This window comes from Chryseobacterium sp. B21-037, assembly GCF_028570785.1.
Taxonomy (GTDB): Bacteria; Bacteroidota; Bacteroidia; order Flavobacteriales; family Weeksellaceae; genus Chryseobacterium; species Chryseobacterium proteolyticum.
This window is the reverse complement of sequence record NZ_JALGCB010000001.1, coordinates 702,907-726,970: the sequence shown is the minus strand read 5'-3', so window position 1 is coordinate 726,970 and position 24,064 is coordinate 702,907. Positions and strand designations below refer to the sequence as shown.

The following is a 24,064-nucleotide window of genomic DNA, read 5'->3' as shown; positions in this document are numbered from 1 at the left end:
TACGCCCTGTCCAGTCAACTATCCCATTAAGATTTAAAAAAATCGAGTATCTGCATGATCCTTCTAAGGGTAAAGAGGAAAAAATCGATCACCAAAAACAAAATTAATAACCCTTTAATATATAAATTATGAGAACAAACACAATGTGGCTATTTATGGCCTTTCTGTTAACCATTCTTTCGGGCTGCTCCCGGATGGAAAAAACTTTACAAGAAGAACCTGAAAACAATGTAAGCGCCAATGCCAGTGCAAGAGCATTGGCAGCAACTCCAATGCTGCATGTTGGAGGCAGATACCTTAAAGACCCTTGTGACAATAACGTTATCTTACATGGGGTTGCCATAACCCCCAGCCCCTGGTTCAATGGATGTCAATATGGTGCGAATTCCGGCTACTGTACCTGGGATAATTACAATGTACAGGGTGCTCTGAACTACAACAAAGCTGTTATGAACAAGCTCAGCAGCGCTTCCGATGGCTGGTACCTCAATTACATCCGCCTTCATATTGATCCGTATTGGACCAATGATCCCGGACCGGCTATCCCGGAGAACGATATCTCAAGATTCAATTACAGCCGCCTGGTTACCTACACCGATCAGGTAATTATCCCACTGATCAACCATGCCCGCAGTCTGGGAATGTATGTCATCCTTCGCCCACCAGGTGTATGCCCAAATCGTATTGCAGTCAATGATGCGTACCATAGCTATCTGAAGACCGTATGGACTTTTCTGTCTCAGCATCCCGGATTAAAGAATGCTGACAATGTGATGTTTGAATTAGCTAACGAACCTGTTGAAATCCTGGGAACAAATGGTGCTTGGGGTAGTACGGGAAATGAGCATTTTGCAGCACTCAAAAACTTCTTTCAGCCACTGGTTAATATCATCCGTAACAACGGAGCCAACAATGTTTGCTGGATTCCGGGTACAGGCTGGCAATCGCATTATCAAGGCTATGTCAATAATCAGATCACAGGAGGTAATATTGGCTACGCTGTTCATATTTATCCCGGTTACTGGGGTGGTCTCAACAACTATCAATCCTTTCAGAACGCATGGAATGTCAACGTTAAACCGATTGCAGACATTGCACCGATCGCCATTACCGAGACCGATTGGGCACCACAAGGATATGGTACCTTCGGCATTGGTAATACCGGTACGGCAGGCGGAAGCGGATTTGGTGCCAATTTAAAATACATCGTGGATCAATCCGGCAATGTAAGCTGGAATGTTCTTGCCCCGGATAACCTCCTCCACAAAGGCGATCCTAATGCAGGAACAGCTTACAACAACGATTGGGAAGCCTGCGCTGCCCCGGTTAAACAGTGGTTTCAGCAATATGCATCCTCCAACTACCCCGTTGCCAACTGCAACACAAACAGTAGCCTGGTTAATAATGGTATTTATGAGATCGAATTTCAGACTGATGCCAACAAAGTAGTTGATCTGAAATCAGGAGAAGACGCCAATGGTGCAGTATTAAGGCCATGGACAAGGAATGGCGCTGCTGCACAGCGATGGGTTGCCATTGACGCAGGTAATGGCTACTGGCGTTTTGTATCCAAAGCCAGCGCAACCAATCGTTGTATTGATCTGGCCAGCAATAGTAATACATTGGGAACTTCGATCAGGCTTTGGCAGAACTATAGTAATGACGCACAAGCCTGGCAGGTAGTTGCTGTCTCTAATGGTTATTACAAAATACTATCCAAGGTGGATCCTACACGCGGCTGGGATATTCCCAACTGTACCATGGATGGTAATTCAAACTTACATCTTTGGGATTATTATGGTACATCCTGCCAGCTGTTTAAGTTCAAATTTATAGCAATGAACTAAACGTACATAACCAATTCTAAGATCAAAAAAAATAGGATGCTTTTTCAGCATCCTATTTTATTTGTTATGTATAATAATTTCTACCAAAACCTTACATACAAGGCCGTCAGTAAAAGCAGCGTCATTACGATCAATACTAAAGTTCTGTTATCCACTTTAAACATCGTCACATCAATGGCAAAAGCTTTAGGGTTTACTTTCGGACCTGCAAGACTGATCAGGATCATCACGATTATCGTGATAAAGAATGACCATCCCATATTGATCAGGAAAGGAATCTCGGTAATGGTATGAACTACACCATTCTCCAGCTTTTCATAAGTGAATGCAGTATACAACCATGTTTCTTTCCCGAAAATCTCTACAGCAAAACTGTTGAAGAAGATCGCCAGGACAAAACCTAAGATAACTCCTACCAATGCAGCTGTACCGGTTGTTCTCTTCCAGAACATTCCCAGAAGGAACATGGCAAAAACTCCAGGACTGATAAAGCCTGTATATTTCTGGATAAATGTGAAACCTCCTTCACCTCCAATTCCTAAAACGTCTGTCCAGGTAAAAGCCAATGCAACCATCATGGCAATAATAATGACCCAACGGCCTGTTCTCACCATCTGGATTTCGGTGGCATCTGTTTTAAGGTATTTTTTATAGATATCCAGCGTAAAAATAGTTGAAATACTGTTCACTTTTCCTGCCAGTGAAGCCACAATCGCTGCGGTCAAAGCGGCAATAGCCAATCCTTTCAATCCTACTGGTAAAAATCCTAATATTGCAGAGTAGGCTCCGTCTTTCACTCCGTTGAATCCCGGAAGATGTCCTTTTGAATATAAAACATAAGCGGCAATTCCCGGAAGCATTACGATTACAGGCATGAATAATTTCAGAAAACCAGCAAACAGAATTCCTGTTCTTGCCGTCTTCAGATCTGCCCCTAAAGCTCTCTGGGTGATGTATTGATTACAACCCCAATAGTTCAGGTTAACAATCCACTGACCGGCAAAATACATCGCCAAACCAGGTAATACGACATACTTCTGTACATCCAGATTCTGAGGCATTGCCAACGTAGTTGTGGTGGTTGTTGGTTTTTGAAGAATCAGCTTAAAGTGCTGCGGAGCCTCATTGATCAGGGTATTAAATCCTGCTAAAGCATTTCCTACAGCTGCTCCGTTGATTCTCTGGTCCACAATCTGCAGCGCCATATACACCGTTGCAAAACCACCAATGATAAGAACTGCCACTTGTATAACGTCTGTATATCCTATCACTTTCATACCTCCAAGACCAATCAGAAGGGCCATAAGCAGAAGAGCGATCATAATACCGTGAAGATGTTCTCCTCCCAGTAAAGTATCAATAGCAAGAGCACCCAGATAAAGGATAGAAGTAAGATTCACGATAACATACAGAAACAGCCAGAATACAGCCATGATCAGTGAAACAGATTTGTTATACCTTCTCTCCAGAAATTGAGGCATGGTATAGATCTTATTTTTAAGATAGATCGGAATAAACCAGACCGCAATAATAATCAACGCAAGAGCAGCGATCCATTCGTAAGCGGCAACAGCGATTCCGACAAAGAAACCTTCGCCACTCATTCCGATAAACTGTTCAGCAGAAATATTGGAAGCGATTAAGCTGGCTCCGATAGCCCACCAGGTCAAAGATCCTTCGGCAAGGAAATAATCTTTACTTCCTGTAGATTCAGATTTTTTCTTTTTATAGATCCATAATCCGTAGGAAGCTACCACTACGAAATAGATCAGAAATATGATGATATCAATAGTTGCTAATTTTCCCATAGTTTAGTTTTTAACGGAGAATTTATAGATGGTTTTCGAGTGGTATTTCTGCCCAGGCTTCAATTCTGTAGAAGGGAAAGAAGGCTGGTTTGGTGAATCAGGAAAATGCTGGGTCTCTAAGCAGAATCCTGTTCTGAATTCATTTTTACCACCTGTTTTGGTATCAAATTTTCCGTCAAGAAAATTTCCGGAATAAAACTGCACACCAGGCTCATCGGTGAAAACTTCCATCAGCCTTCCTGTTCCCTGATGATATACTTTGGCGATACTTCTAAGTCCTTTTCCATTCAGGATCCAGTTATGGTCATACCCTTTTCCTTTTTTCAGCTGATCGTCGTCTGCACTGATATCTTTTCCGATCGGTTTTGATATCGTGAAATCAAAAGGAGTCCCTTTTACAGCTTTCTGCTCACCTGTAGGAATTAAGGTTTCGTTCACCGGAAGAAAATGATCTGCATTAATCTGCAGTTCATGATCAGTAATCGTTTTAGTAAAATTCCCGGACAGGTTAAAATAAGAATGCTGGGTAAGATTTACCACTGTAGGCTTATCCGTCTCAGCCTCGTAAGAAATTTCCAAGGCGTTGTCGTCTGTAAGCGTGTAAAAAACAGTTGTTGTTAATTTCCCCGGATATCCTTCTTCACCATCTGCACTGATATAAGATAATTTCAATGTCGGAAATTTTGCATCTTTTACTGCCTCAATATTCCAGAATCTGGTATGAAATCCCTCCTTTCCTCCGTGAAGGCTGTTGGGACCATCATTTTTATCAATTTCGTATGTTTTACCTTCCAGTGCGAATTTGGCATTGGCAATCCTATTGCCGTATCTTCCGATCAAAGCACCGAAATAATAAGGGTTGCCATCGAAATATCCTTCGGGTTTTGTAAAGCCAAGCACTACATCTTCGTATTTCCCATTTCTGTCCGGAGCGGTTAAGGATGTGATAATTCCCCCGAAGTTGATGACCTCAACTTTCATCCCGTTTTTATTGGTCAACGTATATTTTTTAATAGAATCGCCTTTTGGCGTCACTCCATAGTCTGAAGTAGAAATATTCTCCATTTTTCCTGAAATATCCTGTTTATTATTTTCTTTTTTACAGCCGAAAATAATTAAAAATAATAAAATAAAAATGCCGTTATATGTTGTTTTTTTCATAATTATTTACATATTTTTTAAAATTAATTAACGATAATACATTTCATTCCAACGAAGTGTATTTTTAAAGTCACGCATTCTGGTATCTTCATCAATGACTAATGATTCAATTCCTGCTATCTCAGCAAAATCTTCCAGCTGTTCTGCTGAAATATTTTCACTGTAACATGTATGGTGTGCCCCTCCTGCCAGTATCCAGGCTTCTGCGGCCGTATATAAATCAGGAAGAGGTTTCCATAAAACCCTTGCTACCGGGAGTTTTGGCAACTCTTCTGTAATTTCCAATGCTCTGGTTTTATTGATCAGCAGTCTGAAATGGTTTCCAAAATCCATCAGGGCAGCATTCAGAGAATCAATATTTCCTCTGGAGTTAAAAACAAGACGAACCGGATCTGCTTTTCCTCCGATTCCCAGTGGATGTATCTCACATGAAGGTTTCCCGGCAGCCAGCACAGGGTCTACTTCCAGCATATGGGAGCCTAAAATAGAAGGATTGGAAGGGTCTAAATGATAGGTATAATCTTCCATAAAGGCATTTCCACCTTCAAGGCCCTGCCCCATTGTTTTCATGGCACGTACGAGTGCTGCTGTCTTCCAGTCTCCTTCGCCTGCAAATCCGTATCCTTTCTGCATCAGTCGCTGTACGGCAATTCCCGGCAGCTGCTCCAGCCCGTGAAGGTCTTCAAAGGTATCTGAAAATCCTTTAAATCCTCCGTCTTTTAAAAATTTTTCAAGTCCTAGTTCAATTTTTGCGGCGGTGTGAAGTGAGCTTCTGTTGGCTCCTCCTTCCAAAAGGGAAGCTGCCATATGATAAGAAGATTCATATTCTTCCATAAGGCTTTTTATTTCTCCCTCACTTACAGAATTGATAACGCCTACAAGATCACCTATTCCCCAGGTATTGACTGAAAAGCCGAACTGGGTTTCAGCTTCCACCTTATCACCATCTGTAACGGCTACAAACCGCATATTATCTCCGAAACGTGCAAATTTAGCGCCCTGCCAGTCGTCCCATCCTGCTGCAACACGGCTCCAGTCACCGATCTGCTTCTGAACCCTTTCTTCCGACCAGTGCCCAACCACTACTTTTCTGTTCTTTCGGAGCCTGCTTACCATAAAACCAAATTCACGGTCCCCGTGAGCCGCCTGGTTAAGATTCATAAAATCCATATCCATCGTGGACCATGGAATATCTCTGTTGAACTGGGTATGCAGATGCAGAAGAGGCTTCTGTAAAATTTTTAGTCCTCTGATCCACATTTTAGCGGGTGAAAAGGTATGCATCCACGTGATTACTCCTATACAGTTTTCTGCATGATTAGCGGCTGCAATGGTTTCAAATATCTCTTCGGTAGTTTTTACCGTTGGCTTTACAATGACTTTTACCGGGATGAAAGAAGATTTTTCAAGTTCTGCCACAATTTTCTGTGAATGGTCTGCCACCTGGGCAAGTGTTTCAGGTCCGTATAAATGCTGACTTCCTGTGATGAACCAGACTTCTTTGGTATTGAGAGGTGTTAACATAATTTTGTTGATCGTTAATAGTTGTTATGTTGAAGTGTTTAGTGTTTAAATTCCTGTCCGTAATAAGCATTCTTGCCGTGCTTACGTTCATAATGTTTTTTGATGAGTGAGTCTTTCAGTCGTTCCGCATCAGGATTGATCTGTCTGGTGAGATAAGCCATTTCGGCAATGGTCTCCAGTACTTTGCTGTTGTAAACTGCTTTCTCTGCATTTTTCCCCCAGGTAAACGGGCCGTGATTGCCGATCAGAACCATTTCTACCTCTTCCGGAGAGAGCTGTTTTTGTTTAAAACATTCCAGAATCTGTATTCCTGTATTGTATTCGTAGTTTCCTTCAATCAGCTCATCCCGCATAGGCGGAGCGCAGGGAATATCTGTCGTAAGATGGTCCGCATGAGTGGTCCCGAAAACAGGAATATCCATTTGTGCCTGTGCCCACGCTACGGAATAGATCGCATGGGTGTGGGAAATTCCACCGATGTTTTCCCAGTTTTTATACAGATAAGCATGGGTTTTGGTATCGGAAGAAGGTCTGAGACTGCCTTCGATGACATTGGCATCAAAATCCAGAATCACCATATCTTCAGGCTTTAAAATGTCGTAGGGAACACCGCTTGGTTTAATGGCAAAAACACCTTTATCACGGTCTACAGCACTCACATTCCCGAAGGTATAGACCACCAGCTTCAGGGCATCCAACTGCATATTCGCTTCATAACATTCTCTTTGGAGTTCTTTATAGGTATTCATTTTGAGTATATTAAAAAGGTTAAAATGGGAGAATCAGGAGTTCTGAAGTTCCTTCCTGTTGTTTTTCAGTTTGGTATTGTATTCTACAAAATCAGCGAGCTTTTGGTATTGCTGCATTAATTCTCTGTAGTGTTGTACTTCTTCCGCTTTCGGATGGTATTCCGCTTCAAATGCAGAGCCCATTTTCATGCTTGCTTCCTGTACGGTCGGATAAATTCCTGCTGATACAGCTGCATAAACAGCAGCCCCTAACGCGGGAGTCTGGTCCGAAGCGGCAACAACAATCGGCATATCCAAAACATTAGCGAGTGTCTGCATGATAAACGGCGATTTCCTTGCTACTCCTCCGATTCCGATCACTTTATTGATTTTCACCCCTTCCTCTTCAAAACGGTCAACGATCTTTTTAGCTCCGAAACAAATAGCATTGACCAAAGCTTTGAAAATATGAGGAGCTTTTGTTCCCAGAGAAAGCTGACTAATTGCTGCCTTAAGTTCCTGGTCTGCATCCGGTGTTCTCCTTCCGTTTACCCAGTCCAATGCAACCGGAACAGTATCTGAAAGAGGAATTTTTTCTGCTTCAAGGGTCAATTTTCTGATAAGTCCGTCCTCCATTTCTTCAGCGAGCTTTGTTTTCTGCTCCTCTGAAATACTTTCGGAATGCACCATAACCTGGTGAACCGGCCACATCAGGATATCTTTATACCATGCCAGAACATCTCCAAAAGCTGACTGTCCTGCTTCAAGCCCTATCAGTCCGGGAATTACGGAGCCGTCAACCTGTCCGCAGATTCCTTTTACAGTTGTGTCCCCGATAGCTTCCTGCGAGGCAACCATAATGTCACAGGTGGAAGTTCCCATGATTCTGATCAGTGTATTTTCTTCCACTCTGGCTCCTACAGCTCCTGAATGGGCATCAAAGGTTCCTACGGTAATGATGGTTTTGGTGGTAAGACCGGTTTTTGCGGCCCATTCTTCATTCAGGTAGCCGGCAATTTCATCTGAAGTATAGGTTTCCTTGTATAATCTTCCTCTGAGCGCTCCCAGAGAAGGATCTAGCCTGTTGAGAAACTCTTCGGAAGGCAGACCGCCCCACGACTCATGCCACATGGCTTTGTGGCCGGCAGCACAACGGCTTCTTTTGAATGTTGCCAGGTCTTTATGATCTGATAAAAGATAGGTCAGATAATCACAGTGCTCCATCCAGGTGTACGTAGCATTTTTTACCTCTGCATCTGCTCTGCTGATGTGCAGTATTTTAGCCCAGAACCATTCTGAAGAGTAAATACCGCCTTCATATCTTGTATAATCTTCACCACCCCAGGTTCTTGCAAGGGTATTGATTTCTTCGGCTTCACGAATGGCAGTATGGTCTTTCCATAAAACCATCATGGCATTGGGATTCTCTTCAAATCCCGGAACCAGCGCCAGAGCAGTTCCATCACTTGTTACTGGTAACGGTGAAGAGCCTGTAGTATCAATACAAATACTGACGATCTGCTCTGCCGGTATCCCGCTTTCTTTTACTATTTCTGAAATCGTTTTTTCCAGACCTTCAATATGATCTGAAGGATGCTGTCTGAAACTGTTGGCTGAAGGATTACAGAATCGGCCTTCCTTCCATCTCTGGTAGTAGCTGACTGAAGAAGTTATTTCGGAACCGTTTTCAGTATCAATAAGGACGGCCCGTACGGAATCTGTACCGTAGTCCAGCCCGATAACATATTTTTTCATGGTGGTGAAACGTTTTTGATTATTGAGATTTTAAATTCTCCTGATGAGATAAAAACAAATATAAGATTCTATTTTAAATAAATGTAAAAAACACACTTATTTTTTATAACATACTATAAAACAGTTTTTTAAATTGTTTCCACCTTTAAAACAACCAAAGAATTGCCCGGAATTTCTGTTGAAATTTCACCTTTTTTAGCTTCTGAATTCTCCTCTTTGGGTTTCACAGGTTCAGCATCGAAATTATTTTCACTGGAAAGCTGCGGCGCAGACAGAAGAATTTTGGTTACTTTTTTACCGATTTTCAGAGTTTCTGGTTTGATATTTACCGTTTTAGCCTGAGTATCAGTATTGACCATTTTAATAATGATCTCATTATTTTTGGCATCTTTTACAGCTGTAGCATATAATTTTTCCTGGCCGGATACCGCTTTTCCGTTATGTTCTATTTTTAATACATCCGTTCCTTTATTGTTGGAAAATAATTTCTGAACATAATAATTCGGGGTCGCGTAGGATTTCAGATTATTGAACCAGATGAGATCGGGCGTCCACTGCCAGCCGTCAGCATGGGCAAAAAGCGGTGCGTAGGAAGTCATATAGACCACATCTGCGTTTCTTTCAAGTCCGGTCATAAAAGCAGCTTCTGAAAGAGCGGTTAACCAGTTATTTTTATTATCAGGCTTTACCACGCCTACAGACTGGGCTGCATATTCCCCGGCAAAAACTTTTGGCCCGGAGCGGTCATACTGGTCGTATCTGCCTGCATTTTTCATAAACCATTCGGGGGAATTGTAATAGTGCTCATCAACAATCTGTGCATTAAGCTGCTTCAACTCTTTCCATCCATATTCGAAGAACTCGCCGTCGGGTGACGGTCCACTTCCGGAAATAATCTTAATGTCAGGATATTTTGTGTGAATGGCTTTTTCAAATACTTTATAGCGTTCGATATAATCCGCTCCCCACTGTTCATTTCCCACTCCGATAAATTTTAAATTAAAAGGCTTTGGATGCCCCATTTCAGTACGGATTTTACCCCATTTTGTGCCGGAATCTCCGTTGGCAAATTCAATCAGGTCAAGGGCATCCTGAATATAAGGATCAAGGTCTTCCATTTTCACCAACTCCGCTGTGTTGAACTGGCATGCCATTCCACAGCTCAGAATAGGAACGGGTTCTGCACCCAGATCTTCGGAAAGCTGGAAATATTCATAAAATCCCAGTCCGAAAGACTGTCCGTAATCCGGTGTAAGACGATGTGGAAATCCTGTACTCCATTTATTGATAAGATATTCGCGGTCTGCTACATTTCCTATTGTTTTTTTCCACTGATACCGCTCAGCCAACGTTCTTCCTTCTACAATACAGCCTCCAGGAAATCTCAAAAATCCGGGCTGCAAATCGTATAGTTTCTGAACGAGATCTTTTCGTAAGCCGCCTTTTCTGCCTTTCCAGGTGTCTTGCGGGAAGAGGGATATCATATCCATGTTCACGATGCCGTTTCCGGTAAATGTAATCCGCAGTTTTGCTTTTTCTACAGTTTGAGGTGCTTTGAAAACAGCTGTATACTTCTGCCATCCCTTTTCTTTTATGAGTATGGAAACTGAAGAAATTTCCTTTTCATTTTCATCAACAAGACTTGCCTTTACCGCAGCAACATTTCCTGAAACATTCTGCAGATTAAAACTGAAATCATATTGTTCTCCCTGATGAAGCCCTATTCCTCTGAATCCTTCATTCTCCAGAATATATTTTTTATCATTCAGAACGGTAATTCGTGCGTAATTTTTATTGGTTTTGGCAGGATCAGAATAAATGGTCAGAAATCCGGAATACAGATTAGGGGAAAGTGTTTTTGTATTGGGCTGTTTCCATCCTGTGAAAGGTTCATCAAATTCAAAGCTCCGGTTTTTAATTAGTTCCGCATACAATCCGCCATCTGCTGCAAAATTGATGTCTTCAAAAAAAATCCCGTACATGGTGGGCTGTATTTTAATAGGTGTAGAGGTTTCTTTCAGATCAAGGTTAAAGGTACGAACCGTATTATTCTGAGCCGAAAAAAAAGCAGCACTGAGGGAAATCGCGATGGAAAATATTTTATTTTTGGTTGTCATAGATCGTTATTTTGAAAACTAAAGCATGTCTCAATTTGTCTTGAATCAATTTTTATTTTACTGTTAATGGAATGCTTTTCAACACGGCTTCATCAGAAGTTCCGCCATAAAAAATGGTATAGTCGCCAGGTTTTGAAACCAGATCATCTGCTTTTTCATCATAGAAGGCAAATGAATCTTTGGAGAGGGTCAGCTGAATATTTTTTGTTTCTTTAGATCTGATTAAAGTCCTCTCAAAAGCCCTTAACGTTTTTACCGGTGCCTGGGTATCATTATTTCTTTTGATATAGACCTGAGCGACTTCTTCGCCATCCCTTTCTGAAACATTGGTTACCGGAATTGTGATCGTCACATTTTCGTTGGTATTGATAGTATTTTTGCTGAGTTTTGAATCTCCATAAACAAATTTTGAATAGCTCAGGCCATGCCCGAACGGATAAAGAGGTTTTTCCGTCATATAACGGTAGGTTCTTCCCTGCATATCATAATTCTCAAATCCTTCGTGTTTGCTTGTCTTTGAAAGAGCGTTATCCAGCTGCTCAAGGTTTTTGTAAAAGGTAATGGGTAATTTTCCTGAAGGGTTATAATCCCCTGCCAAAACATCTGCTACGGCCGTTCCTCCTGATTGTCCGCCATACCAGGCATTCAACAGGGCATCATAATTTTTCTCATCCTGTTCCAATCCCAGAGCACTTCCGGTACAAAGAACAAAAACAACAGATTTTCCGGTTTTTCTAAGCTCCGCTAACAGTTCCCGTTGCACTTTAGGAAGGGCAATCGAAGTTTTGTCACCTCCTCTGAAGCCTTCTGCATTTACCATCATCTCTTCACCTTCCAGACTTGGAGAAAGTCCGCCTGCAAAGACAATAACGTCTGCATTTTTCACCTTTTCCCTCACCGAAACAAAATTAACAAGGTCTTTTCTGTACACTTCAAAAGTGATACTCACATATTTTCCTTTTTGTGTATGACGCAGTTCTATCTTGTATTCTTTTCCTTTTTCCATTTTTACAGGAAACTCTGAAGGATGTCTTGCATCAGGTCCTTTTCTTGTGGCAATTTCTTTTCCGTCCACGAAAAGGGTATAGACATCGGAAGTGGAAGCAGAAAACACAACCTCTCCTGTATAGGTACTTTTAAAAATCCCTGAAATGATGGCTGAGGTATTTTCTCTTCCTACATTGGGTGCAAGCTGGGTTCCTCCAAAACTGTTGTAGCTGATTGCAGTGGAATTTACGGAAGTATTTGCCGGCTGGCCTTTGAATTCATTGTTATTAAAAAACGTTACTTTCATTCCTTTCGAGCCGTTTTTCTGACTGATAAAATTCTGATAGAGTGAGGTTCTGGACGAAGGATCTGTTACTTCGCTTCCTTTTTCGTAGATAATTTCAGCGTTTGGAAATTTGGTTTTGATTCCGTCTAAAATCGTGACAATTGAAGAAGGAGTTCCGTTATAGTTTCCTAACTGCATCAATCCGTCGTTGGCGTTTGGTCCTACAACGGCAATTTTTTTAATACTTCTGCTGAGAGGCAGAACATTCTTTTCGTTTTTCATCAGCACAATTGATTTTTGTGCCATTTTCAGTGCCTGCTTTTTATGTTCTTCAGAATCGACTACAGAATACGGAATGGTATTCCAGTGAACGGAAGATTTCGGATCAAGCATTCCCAGCTCAAACCATCCTTTCAGGATTCTGCGCATCGACTCATCAATATCCTTTTCGGTAATCAGTCCGCTGGCAAGAGATTTATTCAGATTGTTATAAGTATCTCCGCATTCCAGATCCGTAGAATGTTTCAGGGCATCTGCTGCCGTTGTTTTTTCGTCAGGATGGGTGCCGTGGTATTTTTTCTGAAAGAAATCGGCCAGTGCCCAGCAGTCTGAGACCACCATTCCGTCATACTTCCATTTTCCACGGAGAATTTCAGTAAGTAAAGTATTGTTTGCACAACATGGCTGTCCGTCAAAAGCATTGTAAGCGCACATCACTTCTCTTACATTTCCTTCCTGAACCAATGCTTTGAAAGCGGGAAGATACGTCTCATACAGATCTTTTTTTGAGATTTCTGCGTTATAAGAGTGGCGGTTCCATTCCGGTCCGCTGTGTACCGCAAAATGTTTGGCGCAGGCGTGGGTTTTAAAAAATTTCGGGTCGTTTCCCTGCAGACCTTTTACTGCAGCAACACCCAGAACAGAGGTCAGATAAGGGTCTTCACCATAGGTTTCCTGGCCTCTTCCCCATCTTGGGTCACGAAAAATATTGATATTGGGTGTCCAGAAGGTCAGTCCTTCATACCGTCCTGTTTTTAGAGCCTCATCAAAAGATCTGTTGTATTTTGCCCTTGCTTCATCAGAAATCATTTCAAAGGTTTTAAAATGCTCCGGAACATCCCATGTGGCCGCCATCCCGATTGCCTGAGGAAAAACAGTAGCTGTTCCTGCTCTTGCCACCCCATGAAGTGCTTCATTCCACCATCCATAGGCTGGAATTTCCAAACGCGGAACTGCCTGGGAATTATCCATCATCATTCCTATCTTTTCTTCTGTAGTCAGCAAAGTAAGAAGGTTCTCTATTCTTTCATTAACCGGAAGATCCGGGTTTCTGAATGGGTATTTATAATGATTCTGAGCAAAAAATAAAGATGCTGCCAGTGTTGCACATAGTATTAATACAATTCTTTTCATAGGTAGTATGGTTTCAATAAAGTCCGAAAAAGGCTGTGGATTTTGTGATTAATCATTTTTAAACCACTGATTTCACAGATTTTTACGGATAATTATGTTTTCATTCTTATTTTACACAAATTGCCAGTATTATTCAGCAACAATGCAATGAAAAACAAATATAACGTTCTATTTTAAATAAATGTAAATAATACACTTAAATTAAGAATAAATCCTACTTACTTTTGGTTTTCATCTACTAAATTGTGGAAATAAAGCCACCACAAGCAGTGCTCATGATGGCTTCGGATTCAGTTTACTCTTTGATGAATTTTTGTTTTACGATTGTATTATTTTTTTGAGTAACCTCAATAAAGTAAATACCGGCCGGGAAATCTCCCACATTAATTTGGTTTTTCCCTGAATTTATTTTCATTCCGGATCTGATGATGCTTCCTCTTCCGTCAAAAATGGTGGCAGCAGCTTCTGACAGATCAGAATCAATGAAAAGCTCTGCTTTTACCGGATTAGGATATATTTTTACAAACTCTTTTTTAATTTCAGCAGAAATATCTCTGGTGCTTAACGATCCGAAGTTTAAAGGAAGAACGTTGGCAGAATAAGTATTTTCTTCTGTAAGATATGCTTTGAAAGTACCAATTAAAGGCTCATTTCCGGCAGTTACTTTATAGAAACCTGTTACTCCGTTTTCTGTTTTCAGCACATAAGCATTCGCCGGAACTTTGATGCCCTGGTAAACTCCGTTCATCTGATTGACCGTGATTGCTTTGGGTGTGGAAACATTTCCTGTACCGCTGAAAGTAATATTCCCTGTCGCATTGACGATTACCGGAGTGTTTGCAGGAATGATTCCGTTTGAAATTGCGGTACAGCTGATATTATTGGCATTCGGAGACATCAGATAAGCAGTAACTCCGGAAGGTATATTAGCCTGGAATGGCAGGATCAGCACATCGTAACCATTAAATGTACGGCTGTAAGAGGCAGCATTGGCTGTGAAGTTAAACGGCACCTGAAAATCCATACCCTGACCGGAAAGGATAAGATTTGAACATGTAGTACCGGAGATCACATTATTGGCAGATGAACTTACGTTTGAATTTACATAATAAATGCTGTTAGAGTTAGCACTCATAGGCTGCCAGTTATTGGAGGAAGTAACTCCTGCTGCATTTCTGAAGTCTACAGAAGTGTAGTAGCCATTTTCCAGCGCATCCATCAGATAGCTGTCACTTGCGGAATAGGTACCTCCGAATTTTGAAGCAATTTCATTACCTACATTGAAATAAACATCTCCCAGATTAATCGTAAGCACAGAGCTGTAATTGGAATTTCTCAGTCCTAAAATTCCTTTGCATCCGTCTGTAAGCACCTGCCTTGAAATATCTAAGGTGATATCGAAGTTTCCTCCCTGCGGAAAATTAATCTTGCCGTAATTATATGATTTCGTTACGCCCTGGCTGTTGATATAGTATAAAGTCGTATTGTCTGAGTAACTTTGTCCCGCCGTTGTATAGCTGTTTACATGCAGGATCAGTTTATTGTACCTATCGTTAAGCTGAAGATAACCATTAGCTGCGGTCATGTTATTGCTGATAAGAGGACTTGGATTGGAGAACGTCACCGTTGTATTGCTGATATTGAATCCTGTCCCAAAAGCTGCACTGGTAGGAGTTTGTGTTTCAATTTTATTATAATGAATATCACCGCCTGTCATGAGAGAAGCAGGCCTGTCACCGCTTTTATTAAAAACGAAAGTCATGATACTGGAAGGGCTGATATCAGCAGTAGGCCGGAATGTTGCCGTACTCAAAGAAATAGGTGTGCTCACCATATTGGATTGCGTATTGGTCAGTACTTTTGTTCCTGAAGTCGTGTAAAAAGGCAGATCAACTTTTAAACTATAGGAGTTCTGAGAAGGATTAATAACCATAAGAACAACCTGATTTCCATCCTGCGAAATATAGGTAGAACCCTGTAAAACACCTGTTTTGTCATCCCATTTAGCTTCTATTCTCGTCTTTCCTGTTGTGTATTTGGCATAATGAGAAAGGATGTAACCTCTTTTGGTCATTACACCTGCGGGAGTTCCGTAAGTTCCGTCACCCATTAAGCCATAATAACGTTTGGCAGAATAATGAATCCAGGCATTGACATTACCCAATAATGCATTGTTGACACTGCTGGCAAAGGTAAATGCATCTGTATTCCAGCTGAAGTCACGGGCCGGCTGGGTGGATGAAGAGTTCCAGTTGATCAGATATTCTGTCTGCCAGATTTCTTTATTATAATTCTGGAATTGTTTGTAGGTAGACTGCATAAGCCCGTATTGATGCCCTCCATACACTTCAAAATTGGCCATTGCCGCAGGATCCAGCAAAGCACTGGCAAAATTATCCGTAAATCCCACACTTTCCGGGGCAATCACTTTACAATTGATAAGCTGTCCGTAATTCTTGATGAAATTGGTAATTTGCGCAGGAGTCCAGATACATCCCTGATACTGTGCCATTTCATCCGGTTCATTTTGAATGGAGATATAATCGAGCTCTACTCCGTTGTTCTGGAGATAGGTAACAAAGCTGTTAAGATAAAGCGCATAATCTTGATAATTTTCCGGCTTTAAATATCCTACCTGCTGTACTCCGTTCGCATCAGTATACACTGCATTCACATGGTTATTGGTTTTCCAGGCTGCGGGCATGGTCCAAGGCGAAGCAAAAATGGTAAGTCCCATAGATTTGGCGAACTGTGCTGTAGCCAGTACTGAGCTCCAATTACTGCTGTTTTCGGGAATATACAATCTCATAATATTATATCCACCTTCACTGGAAGCGCCCCAAAGCGTCTGAATTTCTGAGGTAGACATATGGTTATAGGCAAACTGGGGACTGCAGACAAATCCCCCGAACCCTTTTATTTTCTGATAAGATATGTTCTTATCAATTTTTACCGTAGTAAGCTGTCCATGCAGCATCAGGCTGCAAAACAGAGCTATAGAATGAATGGTTACAAGACTTAAAATTTTTTTCATAATGGTTTTCGTGATTTTGATTTTAACAATTAAAGTAAGGGCAATAGATTCCCCATCAAGACGGTTGATTTTCAAAAGCCGTCAGGAAAATACCCTGAATGATATCAGGCAGCGATCTGTTAAATAAAGTTGCTTACAAAATCATCTGCTGTTCTTTCTCTTCATTCTCTGTGAGGGAACTGTATTTCAGATTGGAATGTGAACTAAGATTAATGTTTCATAATTAAAGTGTTGTTTGTGATGAATATTGGGTCACTCAGTGAAGCATTTCGCTTTCGGGAGCGCCCAGGTAAGAGGGTTTTAATCCTCCGGTGTTGATCAGTATCTTTTCAAGGACAATGCCGGGTTCCAGCACTCTGAAACGTAACATGTGCTTTCCTTCCTGCTGAACAGAATGATTTGTAGCAGATTTAATGATATGTTCTGACTGCCATTTTCCCAATTCTCCTTTGTAATGGCCATTGAAGTTGACAATTTGCGGAGTTTCGTTGTCAAAAGAAATTTCGTAACGCAATCCTTTATTATGATTAAAATTTAAAGTCGGTGCTAATAGTAACTGGACTTCAAACTTCCCTTTTGATTCAAAATTGATATCATATTCCAGCCAGATATTTTCATCGGCTTTTGGATAGGCATTCTGTGGAAACGTTGTCACTCCCGACTTTGTTTTTCCAAAATCAGGAATCACTTCCCAATGGATTCGGTCAGAATTGCTCATTCTTGCAAAATTTTCTGCCTCAATGGAAACATAGCCGTTTTTCTCCTGAAATATTTTTTCTTTGGGAACCTCGGCTTCAGAAATATAGGTCACTTCAGGCATTATATTTTCTTTTCCGTCTGCCCAGCTTTTATATCCTATCCTCATCTGATCCATCATATGCTTCCATTTTCCTTCGGCAATCACATTATTGTATTGATTATCCAGATAAGCGTTTCTTTCAAAACATGCCTTCACTTTATCTGCGTAGAAATTGGCTCCCGGATCTTTTTTCGCTGCCAGTTCCCTGTTTTTTGCCACCGCATAGTACATTTCGTATAAATTACTGCATGCATCAATCGGGTACAAAACCAACTGATAATACGCATCCTGATATTCTGCAGGAATCTGCTCTTTTAACCGTAAGGCGTCTACGGCCAATGCTCTGTAATCATTTAAGACCGTTTCAAATTCATGGTAATTCTCTAGGCTGTATGTTTTGCTGTCAAGGGTTTCAGGGGTTACTCTTCTGTTGTATTTGGAATACATGTTAATCATCCCGGCAATTTCCCCGGCATGTTTTTCACCAAACTGCTGAGCAGCCCACTTCTCAGTATATTCCAAAAGATTTTTAGCATTAAACTGCTTCGGATTCCAGGCCATTTCCAGGAAAAAACTGATCGGAAACTCCATAGGTTTTAAATCTCCCACATTCACTACCCAAAGCTTATCTACTTTATGTTCATAAGAAAGATTCATCTGTTCCCAGACTCTCTGGATGGGACTGATGTTAATCCATTTGGAGTTTCTTGGGCCGCCTACATAATCAAAATGGTAATAGATTCCATAGCCTCCTTTATGCAAAGGTTTTGAAAGATCAGGGAGCTTTCTTACATTTCCCCAGTTATCATCACAGAAAAGCAGGATCACATCATCCGGAACCCGCATTCCTTTATCATAATAGTCCTGAACTTCTTTATACAATGCCCAGACCTGAGGTGTTTTCTCTGCTTTTTTACCTGTAACATCAGCAATGATTTTACGCTGATCTTTTACAATTTTCTCGAGCAGGGAAATATTAGTTCCCTCTCCCATCGCTTCATCACCATCACCACGCATTCCTACTGTAACAAGCTTTTCCCAGCTCTTGCTTCTTTCGAGTCCGGATTTCCAGAACTTCTTTAAAACTTCTGCATTTTTAGCATAATCCCAGATATTCGGGAGGTTATTTTTTTTGATATACCTGTGCCAGTCGGTTTGTGCCAAAGCCATAGGCTCATGGTGAGAAGTTCCCATCACAATACCCATTTCATTTGCTAACGGCCCGCTCAGATGATCGTCGTCATAGAATGCTTTCCCCCACATTGCCGGCCAGATATAGTTTCCTTTAAGACGCAGAATCAGTTCAAAAACTTTTTCGTAAAATTTAGAATTAACTCCGCCAAAAGTTGCTCTTGCCCAGCCTCCAAGTGAAGGTTCTTCATCGTTAAGGAAAATACCGCGATACTCTACAGCAGGCTCACCATCAGTATATAATCCTTTTTTAAAGTATACATTTTCTTTTTTCTCAACCGGAACATCTGCCCAATAATACCATGGTGAAACACCTATCTGCTTAGACATTTCATAAATTCCATAAATTGTTCCCCTTTTATCACTACCTGCAATCACAATGGCTTCGGAAACGCCCGGAAAAGGATTGCTGACATTCTGAATGATATATTTTTCCCTTTTCCCTGTTAATGCTTTTCCATCCAGCTTTTTTTGCCGAATTAAATTATCAATGGTCTTGCTTTTACCTGCTTCACCAATAATGATGATCATTCCGTTCACACCAGAGTTTTGGGAAACCAGATGAGGCTGAACACCGGTTACTTTTTGAAAATCGGATTGAAGGTTCGCAACAGCACGCAGAATTCCTTTGTCCGAATCACTGTCTGAAAAAAGCATCAAACCTGAATTACGCTCTTTCAACACCACCGAATTTTCTGTCTTAGCAAAAGAAATAAATGGTTCGGTTGCTTTTACAAAAAATATAAACAACAACATAAGAAACAGCGAAATGTTTTTTGTAAAATTCATACTATATCTTTTTGATTTAATTTTTAAATAAGTTCATATCCACAAATTCTCCCATTCTCCTGTAGCCGGATTCATTGGGATGAAGAAAATCATGATCGTGCATATCGTTTAAGATGACTTCCGGATTTTCACTTTGCATGTGTTTGGCAAAATCGATGACGGCATCAAACTTCCCGCTGTTTCTTATCCAGTCGTTCACTTTTTTCCATGACTCAATACGAAAAGGTTTGTCGTAGAATGACTTTCCGAAAGGAAGAATCGTTGCTCCGTACACTTTGATTCCGTTAGCATGTGCCTTATCGATCATCACCTGATAAGCGGCAATGAGTTCTTCTGTTATTTTGTAAGCCTCATCAGGATCTCTTGTTCCTCCCAGATCATTCACTCCTTCCAGAATGATCAGCCATTTTACGCCCTGCTGATTGAGAATGTTATAATCGAAACGGTCTATTGCTGTAGGACCCAAACCGCCACGCACTACACAATTCCCACCAATCCCGAAATTAAGGACACTTACATTCCTGGTCGAAGGATTTGCCAGTAACCGCTGAGAAAAAATATCCGGCCAGCGATTCTGTCTGTTGGTTCCCGATCCTCTTCCATCGGTAATGGAATTCCCCATAATAGCCACCGCATACGAAGATTCACCGGTCTTTACATCGATGTTAAAAAGCGAATACCAATGATCTGTTTTTACAGGATTTTTAAATACCGCAGCATTGGTCTGCTCACCTTTAACAATAAAAGAGGTTGTTCTTGAACCCGGATGTCCGGTGACAGATTGGGTTACTTTTCCATAGGAAATGGTAATGGCCAGCAGCGAATTAGGTTTGAGATTAAAGTTCACTTCATCGGAATAAATATCAGATCCGGGAGCAATTTTAAAACTGTTTTTATTCTCAAACGTTAATGTCCTGATAGTGGCTGCATCCACATTGCTGCTATCGGATGGCACGGCAATAGAAACTGTTTTTACTGCAAGGCTGTCTGTAGAATACCTATTGGAAAAACGTAACCGCAATTTTTTCCCACCCACAGATACACGCACAATCTGACGCAGGGTATTCCCCGAAAGCCCCGGTTCCGGCGGCAGATTTTTGAGTTCCACCAATTGGGGAGCCGTTGCCCAGGTAGTGAGCCACTGGTCTTTGGAAGACTTTTTTTCCAAACTTCGAGAGGAAGAGCAGGAAATCAAAAATCCCGAAATGATGAAGATGTATAGGTTTTTGAAGTGCATTTTTCCCTGTTTTTTGTTTATCAATCTTTAATTTCTTACTACAAATCCTCCGTTCGGCTGAATTTCAATCATAAAGTCGCCTTTTGCATTTACTTTTAGTTCTTTTTCTGACGAATTTCCCTGCGCATCATCATTAATGAATCTAACTGTTTTCCCTGCAAACATCGGAAGCTTTATTTTCAGTTTCCGGGATTGTTTTTCAGCGTTTACACCAGCCACATACCATTGATCTGCATGTCTTCTCGCAACCACGGCATATTTCCCGGGATAGCCGTCTATGAAAACTGTTTCATCCCAAAGTGTTGGAACTTCTTTCATAAAGCTGAGCTGAAATTCCGGAGCATCGGTCAGATTATTCGGCATGATGCCAAACATCTGAACGGGATTCTGAAACAGGACTGCCGTAGCCAGCTGAAAGCCGTCCGTAGTATGTCTTTTATTTTTATCCCTGTTGGATTTCGTTAAATATTTATTGAGGAAAGTCCCGCCAAATTCCATACTGCCCACTGTATTTCTGATGAAAGGATGAAGTGTGGCAAAAAAAGCTTCCTGTTTCCGTACATCTTCTGAGAAATAAAGCATTTCTGAAGCAAGAACAGCTTCGCTTCCTGCATAATTCGGATACATCACTTCCCAACCTCTCGGGACAGTGGCTCCATGGAAAATAATGGTTAATCCGTAATCATTGGCATCTGACAGAATATCTTCGTAAAGACGCATGGTTTCCTGTTTATCTCCTCCGAAGAAATCGACTTTCAGTCCTTTTACGCCCGCTTCTTTCAGCCATTTCATTTCTTTTTTCCGTTCAACGGATGAATTCATTTTGTTTCTAGGTCCCATTGGTGCATCATTCGCAGCACCGTTGGAATTATACCAGAGTAATACCCCGACATTTTTAGATTTTGCATATTGAATAAGCTCTTTCATGCGGTCTTTACCTATGTTTTTATCCCAAAGCGCATCCATAAGAATAAACTGATATTTCAGTGCAGCAGCAAGGTCTATGAATTTCACCTGATCATCATAGTTCATACTGTTATCCTGCCAAAGAATCCAGCTCCAGGTAGATTTTCCGAACTGATATTCCTGTGACGGCTCATACATCGGATCTACCACATCAAAAGGAATCGTGGTCTCCACAACAGGTTTCAAAGAATTCCCCACTGTAATTGTTCTCCATGGTGTTTTTCCGGGAAGAGAAACAGCTGCTCCGGTACTTCCGAAGCCGTTATTTTCAGAAATGTTCGGATAAGCGACTTTGTAAAGGCTTTTTTCTGCTGTGGTTTCAAGGTGTGAAGCACAATATGTACTGTTCACTCCAGTCTCGGAAAGTAATACCCATCCTTCATTTCCGATATGGAAAAGACCAGGGAAAACGTATCCGTAATCGGATGGTATTCCCAGCTCAGCATCAGCTTTATAACCACTTTCATAACTTGGCGCTGTGCGGGCAAATCCTGTCATCGGCTTCATCATAGGTGAAAGAAAAGTAGTCGTCTGTGACGGAAATCTGTACCCTGTGGATTCTGACTTTATCACAACACTCAGCCGCTCTTTCATCGGTGGAATATTGTAGCGGAAAGCAATATTGTTGTTGCTCACCTGAAATTCAATGCCTATTTCATGCTGATCTGCATTGATGAAATTAACGGTTAAAGTATTCGTATTATAATGAACCTCAGATTTTTTGATTTTTTCGTTTGTATATTTCTTAGAAACAATATCCTTTTTGCTGTCCATAAATTTCAGATCCTTTGAAAAATCGGACTCATTGGTTACCAGGCCCAGCGGGGATTTTTCAAGCATTGTTTTTCCCTGAAGGATAACATTATACGATGCTTTTCCCTCTTCCGAAAAAACCTGAAGCTTCAGGTGTCCATCAGGACTTGAAATCTCTGCTACCTGTGCAAAACCTTTGCTGATCAGAAACAGGCTGAATACTATATATAAAACTTTTTTTCTCATAACTCATTATTTTCAAGAAAGGTCCAGTAATCGAAATACATAATATCTGTTGAGGCTTTTCCATTGAATACAAAGTACAGATCATGAATGCCGGTAATCTTTTCAGCCATCTGAACTTTTACGGTTTCCCAGCGGTCATCTCCACCCGTCAGCGGAACCTTTACCGTTGCAGCAACCGGGCCGTTCACAGCATCCAGATGAACGGTCATTGTGACGTCACTGTTATGGGTAGTTCCTACTCTTGCAGAGAAGGCAGCAGCTCCTTTTTTCCGGAAATCTACATTCTTTACACTGCTATAAGCCCCATTTTTCTTTGCTTTGATGAAAACACCAGCCTCTTTATTCTGATAGGATTTTACATTTTCCGACCAGGCAATCATTTCTGCCTGATTGAATGAATAAGGATTAACTGTCGCGATAGCTTTTGTAATTCCGTTGGTCATTTTAAATGGTGAGATGGAACCGTCTTTATTGAATGTAAGCTCTTCCAGACTTACCGATCTTGTAAAACCGCTTCCGCCTGGCAATGCCCCATTGTGATAAAAGAAATACGTTTTCCCCCGGAAATCAATAACACCGGGATGATTGGTGAATGATTTCCCTTCAGTAGGCATTACAATTCCTCCATATTTCCATGGTCCCTGTGCTGTTTTACCTGTAGAATATCCTATGAATTCAGGAAGCGGACCTCCCGGCCAGAAAAGATAATACAGGTTTTTCCTTTTGTACAGCCACGGGCCTTCCTCGTATTTTGTGGGTCTTTCCGGATTAGGCTTTCCGTCCCTTATTCCAAATGATTCTTCGGTCATCGGAACTTCTGTAATATTTCCGGAATAGGAGATCATATCTTCATTCAGCTTTACGTATTTTAATTTAGGATTTCCCCAATACATATGAGCCTGTCCGTCATCATCCACAAAAACGGTGGGATCAATATCTCCCCATTCGCTCTGAACAAGAGGTTTTCCCAGCGGATCATGAAAAGGTCCAAACGGACTGTCGCCAACGGCAACCCCTATAGCGCCTTTGTTATTGGTTTTAGACCACATCGGAACGTATAAAAAAAACTTTCCGTTTCTTTCTACACATTGTGCGGCCCAGGCATCACGTTTTGCCCAGTCGAAATCTTTATACGAGAGAATTGTTCCGTGATCTGTCCAGTTGACCATATCATTGGTGGAATACACTTTCCAGTCGTTCATGGTAAACCAGGTGGAATCATCCTCATCATGTGTCGTGTACACATACAGCCTGTCATTGTACACCATTGGTGCCGGGTCTGCAGTATAATTGGTCTGAATAATAGGGTTCTGAGAAAGTAATATTCCCGAATATCCTGTTAAACAGAGATTAAGTATTGCCTTTATTGTTTTTTTCATATTTAACTTTTATTTGAGCACTAAGGCCGCTATCACCTGTAGGA

Annotated in this window: 13 protein-coding genes; 1 reads left to right on the top strand and 12 read right to left on the bottom strand. The window is 41.2% G+C overall.

The features are described 5' to 3' along the window. The first annotated feature begins 128 nt into the window (after positions 1 to 128). Complete coding sequence (locus MTQ00_RS03195; protein WP_273647713.1) at positions 129 to 1,847, top strand: RICIN domain-containing protein; 1,719 nt, start codon at positions 129 to 131, stop codon at positions 1,845 to 1,847. A gap of 80 nt (positions 1,848 to 1,927) precedes the next feature. Here MTQ00_RS03195 and MTQ00_RS03190 read toward each other — a convergent pair whose 3' ends face one another. The 12 genes from MTQ00_RS03190 to MTQ00_RS03135 all read right to left on the bottom strand — a co-directional run bounded on the left by MTQ00_RS03190 (position 1,928) and on the right by MTQ00_RS03135 (position 24,020). Beyond that, a complete protein-coding gene (locus tag MTQ00_RS03190; RefSeq protein WP_273647712.1) occupies positions 1,928 to 3,655 on the bottom strand; it encodes a sodium:solute symporter family transporter in 1,728 nt (575 codons plus the stop codon). Positions 3,656 to 3,658: 3 nt separating this feature from the next. Beyond that, positions 3,659 to 4,816 carry an aldose epimerase family protein gene (locus tag MTQ00_RS03185; protein WP_273647711.1) on the bottom strand — a complete coding sequence of 386 codons (1,158 nt, stop codon included), beginning with the start codon at positions 4,814 to 4,816 and terminating at the stop codon, positions 3,659 to 3,661. Positions 4,817 to 4,843: 27 nt separating this feature from the next. Continuing rightward, positions 4,844 to 6,340, bottom strand: a complete 1,497-nt coding sequence (gene araA / locus MTQ00_RS03180) for an L-arabinose isomerase (RefSeq protein ID WP_273647710.1) — start codon at positions 6,338 to 6,340, stop codon at positions 4,844 to 4,846. Positions 6,341 to 6,378: 38 nt separating this feature from the next. After that, positions 6,379 to 7,089 (bottom strand): L-ribulose-5-phosphate 4-epimerase, encoded by a 711-nt coding sequence (locus tag MTQ00_RS03175; RefSeq protein ID WP_273647709.1) that lies wholly within the window; start codon positions 7,087 to 7,089, stop codon positions 6,379 to 6,381. 33 nt (positions 7,090 to 7,122) lie between these two features. Next, complete coding sequence (locus MTQ00_RS03170) at positions 7,123 to 8,823, bottom strand: ribulokinase (protein ID WP_273647708.1); 1,701 nt, start codon at positions 8,821 to 8,823, stop codon at positions 7,123 to 7,125. Between the two features lie 128 nt (positions 8,824 to 8,951). Beyond that, positions 8,952 to 10,940, bottom strand: coding sequence for an alpha-L-arabinofuranosidase C-terminal domain-containing protein (locus tag MTQ00_RS03165; protein WP_273647707.1), 1,989 nt, complete (start codon positions 10,938 to 10,940; stop codon positions 8,952 to 8,954). A 52-nt stretch (positions 10,941 to 10,992) separates the two neighbouring features. Then, the gene (locus MTQ00_RS03160) at positions 10,993 to 13,626 is read right to left on the bottom strand and encodes a beta-glucosidase (RefSeq protein WP_273647706.1); all 2,634 of its coding nucleotides are present in this window, start codon (positions 13,624 to 13,626) and stop codon (positions 10,993 to 10,995) included. A 295-nt stretch (positions 13,627 to 13,921) separates the two neighbouring features. Beyond that, positions 13,922 to 16,660, bottom strand: a complete 2,739-nt coding sequence (locus MTQ00_RS03155) for a T9SS type A sorting domain-containing protein (RefSeq protein ID WP_273647705.1) — start codon at positions 16,658 to 16,660, stop codon at positions 13,922 to 13,924. Positions 16,661 to 16,916: 256 nt separating this feature from the next. After that, on the bottom strand, positions 16,917 to 19,439 hold the full coding sequence (locus tag MTQ00_RS03150; protein WP_273647704.1) for a glycosyl hydrolase 115 family protein: 2,523 nt from the start codon (positions 19,437 to 19,439) through the stop codon (positions 16,917 to 16,919). Positions 19,440 to 19,455: 16 nt separating this feature from the next. After that, on the bottom strand, positions 19,456 to 20,676 hold the full coding sequence (locus tag MTQ00_RS03145; RefSeq protein WP_273647703.1) for an SGNH/GDSL hydrolase family protein: 1,221 nt from the start codon (positions 20,674 to 20,676) through the stop codon (positions 19,456 to 19,458). A gap of 27 nt (positions 20,677 to 20,703) precedes the next feature. Next, positions 20,704 to 22,641 (bottom strand): glycoside hydrolase family 97 protein, encoded by a 1,938-nt coding sequence (locus tag MTQ00_RS03140; protein WP_273647702.1) that lies wholly within the window; start codon positions 22,639 to 22,641, stop codon positions 20,704 to 20,706. Continuing rightward, positions 22,638 to 24,020, bottom strand: coding sequence for a glycoside hydrolase family 43 protein (locus MTQ00_RS03135; protein WP_273647701.1), 1,383 nt, complete (start codon positions 24,018 to 24,020; stop codon positions 22,638 to 22,640). The genes MTQ00_RS03140 and MTQ00_RS03135 overlap by 4 nt, the downstream gene beginning before the upstream one ends. Between the last annotated feature and the right edge of the window lie 44 nt (positions 24,021 to 24,064).

Bases quoted from the DNA above. Each gene is read 5' to 3' on its own strand.
- MTQ00_RS03150 (WP_273647704.1), bottom strand. From the start codon at position 19,439: ATGAATTTTACAAAAAACATTTCGCTGTTTCTTATGTTGTTGTTTATA.
- MTQ00_RS03135 (WP_273647701.1), bottom strand. From the start codon at position 24,020: ATGAAAAAAACAATAAAGGCAATACTTAATCTCTGTTTAACAGGATAT.
- MTQ00_RS03140 (WP_273647702.1), bottom strand. From the start codon at position 22,641: ATGAGAAAAAAAGTTTTATATATAGTATTCAGCCTGTTTCTGATCAGC.
- MTQ00_RS03170 (WP_273647708.1), bottom strand. From the start codon at position 8,823: ATGAAAAAATATGTTATCGGGCTGGACTACGGTACAGATTCCGTACGG.
- MTQ00_RS03185 (WP_273647711.1), bottom strand. From the start codon at position 4,816: ATGAAAAAAACAACATATAACGGCATTTTTATTTTATTATTTTTAATT.
- MTQ00_RS03165 (WP_273647707.1), bottom strand. From the start codon at position 10,940: ATGACAACCAAAAATAAAATATTTTCCATCGCGATTTCCCTCAGTGCT.
- MTQ00_RS03195 (WP_273647713.1), top strand. From the start codon at position 129: ATGAGAACAAACACAATGTGGCTATTTATGGCCTTTCTGTTAACCATT.
- MTQ00_RS03145 (WP_273647703.1), bottom strand. From the start codon at position 20,676: ATGCACTTCAAAAACCTATACATCTTCATCATTTCGGGATTTTTGATT.
- MTQ00_RS03155 (WP_273647705.1), bottom strand. From the start codon at position 16,660: ATGAAAAAAATTTTAAGTCTTGTAACCATTCATTCTATAGCTCTGTTT.
- MTQ00_RS03160 (WP_273647706.1), bottom strand. From the start codon at position 13,626: ATGAAAAGAATTGTATTAATACTATGTGCAACACTGGCAGCATCTTTA.
- MTQ00_RS03175 (WP_273647709.1), bottom strand. From the start codon at position 7,089: ATGAATACCTATAAAGAACTCCAAAGAGAATGTTATGAAGCGAATATG.
- MTQ00_RS03190 (WP_273647712.1), bottom strand. From the start codon at position 3,655: ATGGGAAAATTAGCAACTATTGATATCATCATATTTCTGATCTATTTC.
- araA (WP_273647710.1), bottom strand. From the start codon at position 6,340: ATGTTAACACCTCTCAATACCAAAGAAGTCTGGTTCATCACAGGAAGT.